Origin of the sequence: Pseudomonas sp. HMSC08G10 (assembly GCF_001808425.1) — a bacterium.
Taxonomy (GTDB): domain Bacteria; phylum Pseudomonadota; class Gammaproteobacteria; order Pseudomonadales; family Pseudomonadaceae; genus Aquipseudomonas; species Aquipseudomonas guariconensis.
This window is the reverse complement of the sequence record NZ_KV793335.1, coordinates 122,506-136,774: the sequence shown is the minus strand read 5'-3', so window position 1 is coordinate 136,774 and position 14,269 is coordinate 122,506. Positions and strand designations below refer to the sequence as shown.

Annotated in this window: 14 protein-coding genes, 1 tRNA gene and 1 pseudogene; 9 read left to right on the top strand and 7 right to left on the bottom strand. The window is 61.0% G+C overall.

Translation table 11 applies throughout. The annotated features are described in order from the left end of the window. Window positions 1-49 precede the first annotated feature (49 nt). The 8 genes from HMPREF3173_RS22665 to ychF all read left to right on the top strand — a co-directional run bounded on the left by HMPREF3173_RS22665 (window position 50) and on the right by ychF (window position 6,849). Complete coding sequence (locus tag HMPREF3173_RS22665) at window positions 50-1,777, top strand: tetratricopeptide repeat protein (RefSeq protein ID WP_070576941.1); 1,728 nt, start codon at window positions 50-52, stop codon at window positions 1,775-1,777. 3 nt (window positions 1,778-1,780) lie between these two features. Then, on the top strand, window positions 1,781-2,398 hold the full coding sequence (lolB, locus tag HMPREF3173_RS22660) for a lipoprotein insertase outer membrane protein LolB (RefSeq protein WP_043214919.1): 618 nt from the start codon (window positions 1,781-1,783) through the stop codon (window positions 2,396-2,398). A 3-nt stretch (window positions 2,399-2,401) separates the two neighbouring features. Next, window positions 2,402-3,247 (top strand): 4-(cytidine 5'-diphospho)-2-C-methyl-D-erythritol kinase, encoded by an 846-nt coding sequence (gene ispE / locus HMPREF3173_RS22655; RefSeq protein ID WP_070576939.1) that lies wholly within the window; start codon window positions 2,402-2,404, stop codon window positions 3,245-3,247. Window positions 3,248-3,281: 34 nt separating this feature from the next. Further along, a tRNA-Gln gene (locus HMPREF3173_RS22650) sits at window positions 3,282-3,356 on the top strand. Window positions 3,357-3,403: 47 nt separating this feature from the next. Then, window positions 3,404-4,345, top strand: a complete 942-nt coding sequence (locus tag HMPREF3173_RS22645; RefSeq protein WP_043214915.1) for a ribose-phosphate pyrophosphokinase — start codon at window positions 3,404-3,406, stop codon at window positions 4,343-4,345. Window positions 4,346-4,465: 120 nt separating this feature from the next. Further along, complete coding sequence (locus HMPREF3173_RS22640) at window positions 4,466-5,062, top strand: 50S ribosomal protein L25/general stress protein Ctc (RefSeq protein ID WP_043214913.1); 597 nt, start codon at window positions 4,466-4,468, stop codon at window positions 5,060-5,062. 79 nt (window positions 5,063-5,141) lie between these two features. Continuing rightward, window positions 5,142-5,726 carry an aminoacyl-tRNA hydrolase gene (gene pth / locus HMPREF3173_RS22635; RefSeq protein ID WP_043214910.1) on the top strand — a complete coding sequence of 195 codons (585 nt, stop codon included), beginning with the start codon at window positions 5,142-5,144 and terminating at the stop codon, window positions 5,724-5,726. A gap of 22 nt (window positions 5,727-5,748) precedes the next feature. Continuing rightward, window positions 5,749-6,849: a redox-regulated ATPase YchF gene (gene ychF / locus HMPREF3173_RS22630; protein WP_043214908.1), complete on the top strand. Its 1,101-nt coding sequence runs from the start codon at window positions 5,749-5,751 to the stop codon at window positions 6,847-6,849. A 94-nt stretch (window positions 6,850-6,943) separates the two neighbouring features. Here ychF and HMPREF3173_RS22625 read toward each other — a convergent pair whose 3' ends face one another. Next, window positions 6,944-8,248, bottom strand: coding sequence for a cation:dicarboxylate symporter family transporter (locus tag HMPREF3173_RS22625; RefSeq protein WP_070576937.1), 1,305 nt, complete (start codon window positions 8,246-8,248; stop codon window positions 6,944-6,946). A 145-nt stretch (window positions 8,249-8,393) separates the two neighbouring features. Continuing rightward, the gene (locus tag HMPREF3173_RS22620) at window positions 8,394-8,807 is read right to left on the bottom strand and encodes a VOC family protein (RefSeq protein ID WP_070576935.1); all 414 of its coding nucleotides are present in this window, start codon (window positions 8,805-8,807) and stop codon (window positions 8,394-8,396) included. 100 nt (window positions 8,808-8,907) lie between these two features. Between HMPREF3173_RS22620 and HMPREF3173_RS22615 the strand changes: the two genes are divergently transcribed. Continuing rightward, window positions 8,908-9,774: a LysR family transcriptional regulator gene (locus tag HMPREF3173_RS22615; protein WP_070576933.1), complete on the top strand. Its 867-nt coding sequence runs from the start codon at window positions 8,908-8,910 to the stop codon at window positions 9,772-9,774. Window positions 9,775-9,842: 68 nt separating this feature from the next. Here HMPREF3173_RS22615 and HMPREF3173_RS22610 read toward each other — a convergent pair whose 3' ends face one another. From HMPREF3173_RS22610 to HMPREF3173_RS25175, 5 genes and pseudogenes are all read right to left on the bottom strand, one after another. After that, window positions 9,843-10,766, bottom strand: coding sequence for a LysR substrate-binding domain-containing protein (locus HMPREF3173_RS22610; RefSeq protein WP_070576931.1), 924 nt, complete (start codon window positions 10,764-10,766; stop codon window positions 9,843-9,845). Window positions 10,767-10,784: 18 nt separating this feature from the next. Continuing rightward, window positions 10,785-11,732 carry an HlyD family secretion protein gene (locus HMPREF3173_RS22605; protein WP_371906715.1) on the bottom strand — a complete coding sequence of 316 codons (948 nt, stop codon included), beginning with the start codon at window positions 11,730-11,732 and terminating at the stop codon, window positions 10,785-10,787. Window positions 11,733-11,734: 2 nt separating this feature from the next. Then, the gene (locus tag HMPREF3173_RS22600; RefSeq protein ID WP_043214896.1) at window positions 11,735-11,941 is read right to left on the bottom strand and encodes a DUF1656 domain-containing protein; all 207 of its coding nucleotides are present in this window, start codon (window positions 11,939-11,941) and stop codon (window positions 11,735-11,737) included. After that, window positions 11,931-14,084, bottom strand: coding sequence for an FUSC family protein (locus HMPREF3173_RS22595; protein WP_070576929.1), 2,154 nt, complete (start codon window positions 14,082-14,084; stop codon window positions 11,931-11,933). The genes HMPREF3173_RS22600 and HMPREF3173_RS22595 overlap by 11 nt, the downstream gene beginning before the upstream one ends. Window positions 14,085-14,158: 74 nt before the next feature. Continuing rightward, window positions 14,159-14,269 (bottom strand): annotated as a pseudogene (locus HMPREF3173_RS25175) (hydrolase); the annotation flags it as partial.

The following is a 14,269-nucleotide window of genomic DNA, read 5'->3' as shown; positions in this document are numbered from 1 at the left end:
TCGCGCTTGTGTCATCATGCTCCGACCGCCGGTATCCAAAGCCTTCTTTATGAACAAGTCCTACGCATTGTTGCTTGCTCTCGCCCTGCTCCAGGGCTGCCAAAGCCTGGCCCCGCAGAAGAACGAGGCCGCGTCGCCCGTTGCCGCGGCAGGCAAAAGCGCACCGGAAAAGCCTGTGGTGTACGGCTCGTTCAAAGAGGAAACGCTCTACAGCCTGCTGGTGGCGGAACTGGCCGGGCAACGCAACCGCTTTGACATTGCCCTGGCCAACTATGTCGACCAGGCTGAGAAGACCCAGGACCCAGCCGTCTCCGAACGCGCCTACCGCATCGCCGAATACCTCGGTGCCGACGAGCCCGCGCTGGACACCGCGATGATCTGGGCGCACAACGATGCGCAGAACCTCGACGCTCAACGGGCCGCGGCCATTCAACTGGCCCGCGCCGGACGCTACGACGAATCCATGGCCTACATGGAAAAGGTCCTCCAGGGCCAGGGCGACACCCACTTCGACTTCCTCGCGCTGTCCGCAGCCGAAACCGACCAGAACACCCGCGACGGCTTGCTGCAAAGCTTCGACCGTCTGTTGGTCAAGTATCCGGACAACGGCCAGTTGGTGTTTGGCAAAGCACTGTTGCTGAACCAGGATGGCAAGACCGAGCAAGCCCTCGAACTACTCGAATCGCACCCGCCGCAAAACGGCGAAGTCGCCCCGGTGTTGCTGCGCGCCCGTCTGCTGCAGACCCTGGACCGTGGTTCGGAGGCTTTGCCACTGCTGCGCGGGGCGATTCGCGACAATCCCGACGACAAGCGCCTGCGCCTGACCTATGCCCGCACTCTGGTCGAGCAGGACCGCATGGCAGACGCCAAGGCCGAATTCGAGAGCCTGCTCCAGCAGTACCCCGAAGATGACGAGCTGCGCTATTCGCTCGCTCTGGTCTGCCTGGAAACCAAGAACTGGGACGAGGCCGAGGGGTATCTGCAGGAGCTGGTGGAGCGCGACAGCAATGTCGACGCCGCACACCTGAACCTGGGCCGCCTGCACGAAGAGCGCGGCGATCCCGAGGCCGCCCTGCGTGAATACGCCCTGGTAGGCCCTGGCCCCGATTACCTGCCGGCGCAATTGCGCCAGGCCGACATCCTCATCGCTAACGGCCGCGCCAGCGAGGCGTCGCGCCTGCTCGGCGAAGCCCGAGAGGCCCAGCCGGACTACGCCATCCAGCTGTACCTGATCGAGGCGGAAAGCTACGGCAACAACGCCAAGGAAGCCCAGGCTGAACAAGTCCTGGCCCAGGCGATCAAGCGCTACCCGGATGACCTCAACCTGCTTTATACCCGCGCCATGCTGGCGGAAAAGCGCGATGACCTGGGGCAAATGGAAAAAGACCTGCGCGCCATCATCCAGCGCGAACCGGAAAACGCCATGGCCCTGAACGCGCTCGGCTACACCCTTGCCGACCGCACCACGCGCTACGCCGAAGCCAAGGCGCTGATCGAAAAAGCCCACCAGCTCACCCCGGACGACCCCGCTGTGCTCGACAGCCTGGGCTGGGTCAACTACCGCATGGGCAACCTCGACGAAGCCGAACGCCTGCTGCGCCAGGCCCTGGCGCGCTTCCCCGACCACGAAGTGGCAGCCCACCTGGGTGAAGTGCTCTGGGCCAACGGCAAACGCCGCGAAGCCCGCCAGGTCTGGGCCAAGGCCTTCGAGGGCCAACCCGACAGCCAAATCCTGCGCAAGACTCTCCTGCGCCTGACCGGATCAGAGACCCTGTAAACCATGTTCCTGCGTCATTGCATCACCTTTACCCTGATTGCCCTGCTGGCCGGCTGCGCCGGATTCGGTAGCCGTGAATCCCTGCAAGGCCACGGCGATCCACAGTTGTGGCGCGCCCATAAAGAGCAACTGAGCAACCTCGACGGCTGGCAGATCAACGGCAAGGTCGGCATTCGCGCCCCCCGTGATTCGGGCAGTGGTACCTTGTTCTGGCTGCAACGCCAGGACTACTACGACATCCGCCTGGCCGGCCCCCTGGGTCGCGGGGCGGCACGCCTGACCGGACGCCCCGGCGGCGTGGTGCTGGAAGTGGCCAACCAGGGCCGCTACGAAGCCCCAAGCCCCGAGGCACTGCTCGAAGAACAGCTCGGCTGGCAACTGCCGGTCTCGCATTTGGTCTGGTGGGTCCGTGGCCTGCCTGCCCCCGACAGCAAGAGCCAACTGACCCTGGATGGCGACAGCCGCCTGGCCAGCCTGACCCAGGACGGTTGGCAGGTGCAGTACCTGAGCTACACCCAACAGAACGGCTACTGGCTACCTGAGCGCCTGAAGCTGCACGGCCAGGACCTAGACGTCACCCTGGTGGTCAAGGACTGGCAGCCACGCCAGCTGGGGCATTGATCGATGGCCACGCTCACCCTTCCCGCCCCGGCCAAGCTCAACCTGTGGCTGCATATCATCGGTCGCCGCCCAGACGGTTACCACGAGCTGGAAACCGTGTTCCAGTTTCTCGACCATGCCGATCAGCTGCACTACAGCCTGCGTGAAGATGGCCAGATCCACTTGCGCACCGAAATCGCCGGCGTGCCCCACGACAGCAATCTGATCGTGAAAGCTGCACGCCAGTTGCAACAACAATCAGGCTGCGCGCTCGGCGTCGACATCTGGCTGGACAAGATCCTGCCCATGGGCGGCGGCATCGGTGGCGGCAGCTCCAACGCCGCGACCACGCTGCTGGCTCTCAATCATCTGTGGCAACTGGGCTGGGACGAAGACCGCCTGGCCGGCCTGGGCCTGGGGCTTGGCGCCGATGTACCGGTGTTCGTCCGCGGCCACGCCGCCTTCGCCCAAGGTGTGGGTGAGCAACTGACCCCGGTGGACCCCGAAGAGCCCTGGTACGTCGTACTGGTGCCGCAAGTGTCTGTCAGCACAGCGGAAATTTTTTCGCATCCAGAGTTGACACGTGATTCCCTCCCCCTTAAGATGCGCCCCGTTCCCGAGGGAAACAGTCGAAATGACTGCCAACCGGTGGTAGAGCAAGGTTATCCAGAAGTTCGCAATGCGTTGAATCTGCTGGGTAAATACACTGAAGCTCGTCTAACCGGCACTGGAAGTTGTGTGTTTGGGGCCTTCCCAAGCAAAGCCGAAGCTGATAAAGTTCTGGCCCTTCTTTCAGAGACCCAAACAGGGTTTGTGGCAAAGGGAAGCAACATTTCGATGTTGCATCGCAAGCTGCAGAGCCTGCTCTAGAAGTCGAGTATTCGGTACTCGCAGCAACAGATACAGGGGCGTCGCCAAGCGGTAAGGCAGCAGGTTTTGATCCTGCCATGCGTTGGTTCGAATCCAGCCGCCCCTGCCATTTTCCTTATGCTCATCCAGGTTACCCTCAGCCTTCAGGTACTGCGCGTGTCCAAGATGATGGTCTTCACGGGGAATGCCAACCCCGATCTGGCTCGGCGTGTCGTACGTCAGCTGCATATTCCACTGGGTGATGTTTCTGTCGGTAAATTCTCCGACGGCGAAATCAGTGCTGAGATCAATGAAAATGTTCGTGGTAAGGACGTTTTCATCATTCAGCCAACCTGTGCCCCTACCAACGACAATCTGATGGAACTGGTAGTGATGGCCGACGCCTTCCGCCGCTCCTCAGCGTCACGAATCACTGCCGTGATTCCTTACTTCGGATACGCCCGCCAGGACCGCCGTCCGCGTTCGGCACGTGTAGCCATCAGCGCCAAAGTCGTCGCTGACATGCTCACTGTCGTGGGTATCGACCGTGTACTCACTGTCGACCTGCACGCTGACCAGATCCAGGGCTTCTTCGATATTCCCGTCGACAACATCTACGGCTCGCCCGTACTGGTCGACGACATCGAAGACCAGCGTTTCGAGAACCTGATGATCGTCTCCCCGGACATCGGTGGTGTCGTGCGCGCACGTGCCGTCGCCAAGTCCCTGGGTGTCGACCTGGGTATCATCGACAAGCGCCGTGAAAAGGCCAATCACTCCGAAGTGATGCACATCATCGGCGACGTCGAAGGACGCACCTGCATCCTGGTAGACGACATGGTCGATACCGCCGGTACCCTGTGCAACGCGGCCAAGGCCCTGAAAGACCACGGCGCGGCCAAGGTCTACGCCTACTGCACGCACCCGGTACTGTCGGGCCGTGCGATCGAGAACATCGAGAAGTCCGTGCTGGACGAGCTGGTGGTGACCAACACCATCCCGCTGTCCGCCGCTGCTCAAGCCTGTGACCGTATCCGCCAGCTGGATATCGCACCGGTTGTCGCTGAAGCGGTTCGCCGCATCAGCAACGAAGAATCGATCAGCGCGATGTTCCGCTAAGCGGAACGCTCGCTGACGAAAAGCGCCCCGCCCCGGCATCTTGTCGGGGCGGGGCTTTTTTGCCAATCCCGATGGCGCTGGTCGCAAACGCCATACGGGAGGCTATTTTGGAGATACAAAATGACCGATTTCATCCTGAACGCCCAAGCGCGTACTGACCTGGGGAAAGGTGCGAGCCGCCGCCTGCGTCATTCCGCCAACATCCCAGCCGTTGTCTACGGTGGTGGCAAAGAAGCCCAATCCCTGACCATCCTGGCCAAGGAAATCACCAAGCTGTTCGATAACGAAGCTGCCTTCAGCCACGTTCTGGAACTGAACGTCGACGGCACCAAGCAGAACGTCGTCGTCAAGGCCCTGCAGCGTCACCCAGCCAAAGGCTTCATCATGCACGCCGACTTCGTTCGCGTCGTTGCTGGCCAGAAGCTGACCGCCAAGGTACCGGTTCACTTCATCAACGAAGAAGCCCCGGTCAAGAAAGGCGGCGAGATCTCCCACGTAGAAGCCGAGATCGAAGTTTCCTGCGAAGCCAAAGACCTGCCTGAGTTCATCGAAGTCGACCTGGCCAAGGCTGAAATCGGCACCATCATCCACCTGTCGGACCTGAAAGCTCCGAAAGGCGTAGAGTTCGTCGCTCTGGCCCACGGTGATGACAAAGCTGTTGCCAACGTCCACGCCCCGCGCGTAGCCGCTGACGCTGCTGAAGGCGCTGCCGAGTAATCCACTCGCACGCCGGCGTTGATCGGGTTACAGTGCCGCGCGCACCGTAACCCACCAACTCCAAGGAAGAGCCCCTGACGTGACCGCCATCCAGTTGATCGTCGGCCTGGGTAACCCCGGCCCCGAATACGAACAGACCCGGCATAACGCAGGGGCTCTTTTCGTTGAACGCCTCGCCAGCGCCCAGCGTGTATCGCTGACCGCTGACCGCAAGTATTTCGGCCTGACGGCTAAGTTCAGCCATCAGGGCCAAGACGTTCGTCTGCTCATCCCCACCACCTACATGAACCGCAGCGGCCAGTCCGTCGCGGCACTGGCCAATTTCTTCCGGATCCCACCGGCGGCCATCTTGGTGGCGCATGACGAACTCGACCTGCCCCCGGGCGTCGCCAAGCTCAAGAAAGGCGGCGGCCATGGTGGGCACAACGGCCTGCGCGACATCATCGCGCAGCTCGGCAACCAGAACGACTTCCATCGCCTGCGGCTCGGCATCGGCCACCCAGGTGACGCCAAACTGGTCTCCAACTTCGTCCTGGGCCGCGCACCGCGCGCCGAGCAGGAGAAGCTCGACGCCAGCATCGATTTTGCCCTCGGCGTGATGCCGGACGTGCTCGCCGGCGATTTCGCCAAGGCGATGCGCGAACTGCACAGCCAGAAGGCCTGATTTCCTAGAGAGGGGAATTCCCATGGGTTTCAATTGCGGCATCGTCGGCCTGCCCAACGTCGGCAAGTCCACCCTGTTCAACGCCCTGACCAAGTCCGGTATCGCGGCGGAGAACTTCCCCTTCTGCACCATCGAGCCGAACAGCGGCATCGTGCCGATGCCCGATGCACGCCTCGACGCCCTGGCCGAGATCGTCAAGCCTGAGCGTGTGATCCCGACCACCATGGAATTCGTCGACATCGCAGGTCTCGTCGCCGGTGCCTCGAAGGGCGAAGGCCTGGGCAACAAGTTCCTCGCCAACATCCGCGAGACCGACGCCATCGCCCATGTGGTGCGCTGCTTCGAAGACGAGAACGTGATCCACGTCTCCAATAGCGTCGACCCCAAGCGTGACATCGAGATCATCGACCTGGAACTGATCTTCGCCGACCTGGACAGCTGCGAGAAGCAACTGCAGAAGGTCGCGCGCAACGCCAAGGGCGGTGACAAGGAAGCCCTGGCCCAGAAAGCCCTGCTGGAAAAGCTCATTGCCCACTTCACCGATGGCAAGCCTGCGCGCAGCCTGATGAAGAACATGAGCGTCGAGGAGAAGGCCGTGATCCGCGGCTTCCACCTGCTGACCAGCAAGCCGGTGATGTACATCGCCAACGTGGCCGAGGACGGCTTCGAGAACAACCCGCACCTGGACGTGGTCAAGGCCATCGCCGAGGAAGAAGGCGCGGTCGTGGTGCCAGTGTGCAACAAGATCGAAGCGGAGATCGCCGAGCTGGAAGAAGGCGAGGAGAAGGACATGTTCCTCGAGGCCCTGGGCCTGGAAGAGCCTGGCCTGAACCGCGTGATCCGCGCCGGCTACGCCCTGCTCAATCTGCAGACCTACTTCACCGCGGGTGTGAAAGAAGTCCGCGCCTGGACCGTGCGTGTCGGTGCCACCGCGCCGCAAGCCGCCGCCGTGATCCACACCGACTTCGAGAAAGGCTTCATCCGCGCCGAAGTCGTGGCCTATGACGACTTCATCCAGTACAAAGGTGAAGGCGGCGCCAAGGAAGCCGGCAAATGGCGTCTGGAAGGCAAGGACTACATCGTCAAGGACGGTGACGTGATGCACTTCCGCTTCAACGTCTAATCGGGAGTCGAGATCGCACGAGCTCCTGATGGACATCAAAACCCCTTGAATACAGCCGATTCAAGGGGTTTTTTATTGCCCACGAGTGTCCGGTTCAGACACCCCCTTCGCTTGCCAACGCGTTCATAGGGCGCTCACCCGCAACTGCGTCAGGCTGTTGGCTAGGTGCTACTCGAAATTGGTTTTCCCACTTGGAGATCACCAAGGGCGCCAAGGCGTTGCCCAGCACATTCAACGCGGTGATCGGCATGTCCATGAGCCGGTAGACACCGGCGATGAAAGCGATGCCCTCCACGGGAAGCCCGGCACTGGTCAGCGTGGCGGTGAGGATGACGAACATCGCCCCTGGCACACCCGCCGCGCCTTTGGACGTCAGAACCATGATGAGCACCAGCACCGCCTGGTCAGCTAGGCTCAATGGGATTTCGTACAGTTGGGCGATGAAAAGCGTACCAATGCCTACGAAGAGCGATGCGCCATCCAGATTGAATGAGTACCCAGTAGGAATCACCAAGGAAGCAATGGACCTCGGCGCGCCGTAAGCCTCCACCTTCTCGATGAGCTGTGGCATCACGGTAGCCGAAGTGGCGGTACTGAACGCCAAAATCAGTTCATCCTTGATGAACGTGATCAGGTCGAAGATGTTAATGCCAACCGCTTTGGCTATTCCGCCAAGTACGACCAGTCCGAACAGCAGGACAGCGGCGTAAGTGACAAGAATCAATTTACCCAACGGCAACAGCGCAGAAAGTCCGAAGTTAGACACCGTCACGCCAATGAGGCCGAAAATGCCGATCGGAGAATAGTGCATGACGATGTGCGTGACTTTGAACATCGCCCCCGACATGGCGTTGAATACAGCGATCAGCGGTCGCTTCTTATCCGCATCTAGCGCATTCACACCAAAACCGAACAGGATCGAAAAGAACAAGATAGGTAGCAAGTTACCCTGCGCCATTGCATTCACGATGTTATCCGGAATGACACCAAGAATCACACTTCCGACATGGCCACCCTCCGAAGAAGAGGGCAACGTCAGTGACTGGGCAGCCGAAAGGGTGCTCAAGTTTGCGCCGGTACCTGGCTGGGCCACACTACCTATGATCAAACCACAAACAATGGCGATACCCGTGACGACGAAGAAGTAGAACATGGTTTTGGCCCCCACCCGCCCGATTGCCTTGCTGTCGCCATTACCGGCAACGGCACTGACCATGCAGGCAAAGACCAGTGGCGCCACGATCATTTTCATCATCTTGATGAAAATATCACCGGCTGGCTGCAGAACCTGACTACTCACCCATATTTTGTAATCTGGATAAATATTTAACAGGGCACCCACTATAATGCCCAACACCAGACCCACGATAATTCTTGTGACCAGACTCGCCTTCGCCATACGTCCTCCCATTATTATAATTTGGACTGTCAACTGGCTGGTAAACGCCGCGCACACTCACGCATTCGGTATTAGCACTCATGCGTTGATGCTCATGATAAACAGCGTGATCGACAAAGCGTGCTGCTTGGATGAAAGCACGCCTTCAAACAGCAAAGACTTCTTTGAAGTCCTTGAAACCTTTTATCTCGATTGGGTTGCCACTTGGATCGAGGAAGAACATTGTCCGCTGCTCACCCGGCTGACCCGGGAAGCGCACAACGGGGGGAATATCGAACTTCACCCCATGGGCTTGCAGCCGCTCTGCCATCGCCATCCAATCATCCAGCTCAAGCACCAGGCCGATGTGCGGCATCAACACCATGTGCTCGCCGACCTTGCCGGTGCGCGTGGTCGGAAATGGCGTGCCTTCGTGAAGGGAAATTTGATGACCGAATAAGTCGTAATCGATGTACCTCTCGCTGGAGCGGCCTTCTTTACAGCCCAGCACCTCGCCGTAAAACTTACGCGACTCTTCAAGGTTTGTTACATGATAGGAGGCATGGAAAAATGCGGTCACGGAAACGCCCTCTTGTTTGGGTGGGAATTTCGTGCAGCCTACCCTATCCTTTCGCTTGTTCTGGAGCGTGATTTTCCATCTCTGACCTAAAGGAATTGTTTTGGATATTCGATTTCTCGAAAGTTTGGTCGCGGTTATTGAAACAGGTTCCATCGCGGCAGCCGCCCGCAGAGAAAACCTTACTGCACCTGCCATCAGCCAGCGTATTCAAGCGCTTGAGAAATCGCTCTGCTGTGAACTATTGAACCGTGGATCCCACTCGGTTGAACCCTCTGAACAATGCCTGGCACTGCTGCCGAAAATGCGCAACTTAATTCAGCGCGCCACGGAACTGAGGGATGGATTCGACAGCAGTGGGCTTACAGGTGATTTCAAGTTAGGCGCTATTTCAACTGCGTTGACAGGCCTGCTTCCAGAATTAATGCACCAATTAACGATAACGGCACCGCACCTGAGGCTTAGAATCACCCCTGGCGACTCGCGCACGCTGTATGAGCAGGTGGTATCAGGTGAACTCGATGCCGGGCTTATGGTCTGCCCCCCGTTTTCCTTACCGAAATCCATCAAGATGCAAACGCTGCGGCATGAACCTTTAATGCTGTTGACAAAGGATCCCATTGAGCAGAGCAATATAAATACGACCATTCTCACCCACCCGTTGATTCGATACGATTCAAATGCCTGGGGCGGGCAGATAGCCCTGCAATACTTGCATGACAACGATCTGAGCCCTGATTTACTGTGCAACCTCGATGCGCTTGACGCCATTTACATCATGGTAGAGAAAGGGATGGGCGTATCGCTCGTTCCCGCATGGGCAGGTTTGAAAAGTGGGAAGGTGTTCGCCACGCCCGTCTCAGACTCCGATGACTACATACGCCAACTCGTTCTGCTGTATAAATCCATCCCGCGAAGGCCCAAAGCGCTGGATGCCATAAAAGAAATACTCAAGCGCACGGCTTTATGATCCGCTCTCTACGAAGCGGACGCCGAGCCTTGCAGCTCCCTGACCTCCCACCTCGTGACATCCTCGTTTCAAGGGGTTTGTCGCATCTGGCCTTCGGCCTCTTGCTCGAACGCCTCCACCAAAAAGTCGATCAGCTTGCGCACCGCAGGCATCACCCCGCGTCGTGACGGGAACAGCGCAACGATCTCGCCCTTGCGTGGGGTCCAGTCCTCCAAGGCATGCACCAGGCGCCCGGCCGCCAGGTCGGCGCGCACCAGTTCCTCGGGGAGCAACACCACACCGACACCTGCCAACGCCCCCTGGCGCAGCACCGCGACATCGTCCGACACCAGGCGGGGCCGGTAGCGAATCGACGCCACGGCGCCGTCCGGCCCGTCCAGATCCCAGCTGTACTCCTGTACATTGGCGCCCCAGCCCAGGCTCGGCAGTTCGAACAGGTCCGAGGGGCGGAGAGGTTGCTCATGTCCGATCAGCAGCCTGGGGGCGACCACCAAGCATTGGCGACTATGGGCCAGCTTGCGCATCACCAGCTCGCTGCTCTCCAGTGGTCGATGGCGCACGCTCAGGACCAGGTCGAAGCCCTCGCCAATGACATCGACACGCCGGTTGTAGCTTTTGACCAGCAACTCCACCACTGGGCATTCGGCCATGAAGCGCGCCAGCATCGGCGCCAGGCGCGAGTCCAGCAGTGAGGTGCTGCAGGCCAGGCGGATAATACCGCTGGGCACCGCACGGCTGCGCTCGATCGCGTCTTCGGCGGCATACGCCCGGTCCATCATCGATACACAGTGATGGTAGTACTCCAGGCCCACCTCGGTGACGGCGAACTGGCGGGTGGAGCGCTGAATAAGACGCACGCCCAGGCGCTCTTCCAGCAGGGCCACACGACGGCTAAGGCGCGACTTGGGCAAGCCGAGGACACGGCCGGCGGGGGCGAAGCCACCGTGCTCCACCACCTTGGTGTACAGGTACAAATCATTCAGATCGAACATGCGACAGACTCACCTAACTCAATCCACGATGGTGACCGTCGCCGTGGTCCCAGCGCGCAGCGGCGGTGCGTCGGCGCTGTGCTCCAGACGCAGGCGCACCGGGATCCGCTGGGCAAGCTTGACCCAGGTATAGCTCGGGTTGACGTTGGCCAGCAGGCGGTTGCCCGGCTGGTTCTCGCGATCGGTGATGGCGTAGGCGATGCTTTCCACCGTGCCCTCCAGCACCTCGCCGCTCATCAAGGCGATGCGCGCGTGGCTGCCCACCTTGATCTTCGGCAGCTTGGTTTCTTCGAAATAACCACTGACGTGGAACGAGCTGCTGTCGACCAGCGCCAATAGCGGCGTGCCGGATTGGGCGAAATCCCCCTGGCGGGTCAACAGGTTGGTCACATAGCCACTGACCGGCGCGGTGACCCGTGTGCGCTCCAGATCCAGGCGGGCCTGCTTCAATGTGGCCTCGGCGAGCTGTACGTTGGCCTGGGCCAACCCCAGGTTGGACTGCTCGCGTAAAAGATCGGCCTGGGCCACGGCCACGTCCGTGCCGGACTTCTCCCACTCTTCCGCGGAAATCGCCGACAAGGACTGAAGCCTACGCCGGCGTTGCTCTTCGCTGCGCCGTTGCTTGAGCAGGGCTTCGTTGGCGACGATCGACGCCTTGGACTGCCCCAGTGCGGCGCGAGCGACCTCGACCGCGCGCTCGGCATGCAATACCGCAAGCTCATAACGGGCGGGGTCGATCTGCAGCAGCAGGTCGCCTTGCTTGACGAACTGGTTGTCATGGATCGGCAGTTCGATGATGCGACCGGCCACCTCGGCCGACAGGGTCACCACGTCCGCCCTCACCCGGGCGTCGCGGGTCCAGGGCGCACGGGTGTAGTAGTCCCAGGCAAACCAGCCCAGCACCAGGGCAAGGGCCAGCACGGCCAAGGTCAGTGCCTTGGAAAATACAGGCTTCAAGGCAGGCATCGTCAGACACTCACTCCCATCGATAACACCAGGGCCGCGCAGATCGCGGCATACAGAGCACCCTGGAACAAGGCGGGATGCCACACCAACGCCAGCACCCCAACTCGACGCAGCAAGGCGTCGGCAAGCAGAAACAACGGCAAGCCCAGCAACAGCGCCTGGGCGATCGGCGGCAGATAGACACCGCCGAACTCGAAATCAATGGGCATAGGCGCCCTCCTCTTCAGGCTGCGTGGTCGGCGCCAGCACCTGGCGGTAGCGCTGGAGCAACTGGCCGGCGATCGCCAGCGCGACCCGCAGGATGAACAACTGACGCAGCGCCTCCCGGCCCGCCTCGAAATGCGCCTGATGCAAGGCGTCCAGGGTTTCGCCAAGCGCTTCGAGCTCGTGCAGCAGTGCATCCAGGTCCACCTGACGACGCGCACCGATGAAGTCCGCCATCTCTTGCAACCCTAGGCGCAATCGCGCCTTTACGCCTTCCGGCAAGGTCTCGCTGGTGACGCACTGGGCCTGTGCCTTGGCCAGGACGATAGCCAATGCCGGGCACACCAGATTGCACTCGAACAGCTCCCGCGAACGCGCATCGCTGGTGGCCGGCAGCAGGCCGATCATGGCCGAGAGCCGGTCGAGCATGCGGCTCTCGAAATCGAACTGGCGCACCAGGCTGGAGGGTGCAGTCACGTGTTGGTACACATCCTCCCGGCTCAGGCGAAACAGGCGGGCCATGCGCCTTTGCGGGTTGAACGGGAAGACCAGGGCAAACACCACCATCGCCAGCAGCCCCCCGGCCAGGTAGGCCCCGGCGAACTCGAACCATTGGATGGCGCTGTTGTGGTAAGCCCCGACGTTCTGCGGGCCGATCATCAGCAGGCCCACCAGGCCGATGCCCATGCCGATCCCGGCGGTCATGGGGTTGGCCAGACCGACGGCGGCCAGATATAGCAAGGGTGTCAGGCACAGGGCGAGCATTTCGAAATCGCTGAAGATCGGCAGCAGGCCGAACTGATAGACCGCCGACAGCACCAGCGCCACCAGCAAACCGCGGTTGTAGTTCTGACTGGCCAGCAGCGGTCGAGGCAAAGTGGCCATCAGCGAGCACATGACGCCGATCAGGATCACCCCGGAGCGGGCGCCGTCCCAAGCGGTCTCGATCCACAGCCACCCGGCCAGGAACAACGCCAGGAAGGCCCGCGCGGCGTTCATGCCGGCCAGGCGAAAATCCAGATGCAGGGCACTGCCCCGCCCTTGGGCATGGGGGCAGCTGGCAGCCCTGCCCTGCTGGATCGCCTCGTTCAGCTCGATCAACTCGTTCAGTTGTTGCAACAGACGCGCCTGCTCCCAACGCAGGGCCCAGGCCAGTGAACGCAGACGCGGTGGCAATGGCTCGCTGAGAAACTCCGCACGATCGGCGGCCTGCTCGAAGCGCTGGTGCAGGCGGTGTATGGCCTGACGACGCTGCGCCGACAACGCCACGCCCTCACTGGCCAGGGCATCGAGGCTGTCCAGCTCATCGTTGCGCAACAGTTGGATGTCGGACGGCAGTGGCCCTTGCCAGTGCTGCTTGATCAGCTCACGTTGCTGTCGCAACACCAACAGGCGCGACACCAGCAGCACCAGCTGGTTGGCCAGCAGTTGCACCAGGCCATCGGCGTTGCGCAGGTGCGGGGCATCGAAATACAGATGTCGGCGCAGGCCTTCCAGCGCGCTGACCTGGGCGATCAGCTGGGCTTGGCGGTGGTTGAAAGCGGCTTCGTCTTCCTCGGTCCTGATGACCTCGGCGGCATGCCGAGCGATCAGCTTGACCAGGCTGTCGACCTGGGCGAAGTAACCTTGGGCGACCGCCTGCGGACGCGCTGTCAGCAGGCTGACCACGGCTACACAGGCCACTGCCAGCAGGGTTTCGGTCAGGCGCGTGATGGCCAGTAGCAGGATGCCGTCCGGTTCGGGCACCGCCAGCATCGCCACCACCACGGCGGTGAAACCACTGAGGACGAAGGCATGGGAGTCGGTATAGCGCAGCAGCGTGCCCCCTGCCGTGCAGAATGCCAGCCACAAGGCCAGGCAAACGATGAAGGGCATCGGTGCCTGGGGGAACAGCGCCATCAGCACCACCGCCACCGCCGCGCCCGCCGCTGTGCCGATCACCTGAGCGAAGCTGCGCTTGAGGGTCATGCCGGCCAAGGGCAGGCTGATGATGATCACGGTCATCAGCGCCCACTTGGGCTGTTCCAGATCGAAGATGAACGCCAGGTACAGGCACAGCAGGCCTGCGACGATGGTGCGCAAGGTGAAGAGCAACACCCCACGCCCGGGATTGAGGGCCAGTTTGAAATAGCCGATCAGTGGACCCATCCGGTACCTCTGGACACGGACGGGGAGCCCTGCCCCAGGCGCAGTAGCCCCTAAGGCAAAGCTCCCACGCCGGATTACTTCGTCAGCGTGCTGAAGCTGGTCATCAGGTTACGGTAGTCCGGGATGTGGTTGGAGAACAGTGTGCCCAGGCCTTCGATGTCGTTGCGCCAGTCGCGGTGCAGCTC